Raw genomic sequence first — 266 nt, 5'->3', positions numbered from 1 at the left:
ACTTAACATGAATGTCGGTAGTACTGATATTCAAGCCAATACATTAAATTGTGCGCTACAGATGGACGTGCCATTTATGGAACAAGTATCCTCTGCTGATTTGATGTCTATTCGAAACAACGACGGTGAAGCATTCCAGTCGTTCCGTGCTGAATTAGAAAAAGGGCTACGTGAAGCAAGGTATGAAACTGACCCTAGTCGTGTGAAAGCAATTATCGAAGATACTCAGCATGAACTATTCGAAGTACAGATGAGCCAGATAGCCC

Annotated in this window: 1 pseudogene; it reads left to right on the top strand. The window is 42.1% G+C overall.

The window, feature by feature from the left end:
- Positions 1-76 precede the first annotated feature (76 nt).
- Positions 77-266, top strand: a pseudogene (locus tag AAEZ00_RS21415) (hypothetical protein); the annotation flags it as partial.

Source organism: Shewanella sp. S1-49-MNA-CIBAN-0167, assembly GCF_040310145.1.
GTDB lineage: Bacteria > Pseudomonadota > Gammaproteobacteria > Enterobacterales > Shewanellaceae > Shewanella > Shewanella psychromarinicola.
Note: the sequence above shows the minus strand (reverse complement) of the source record. Positions and strands in the feature narration are given on the sequence as shown.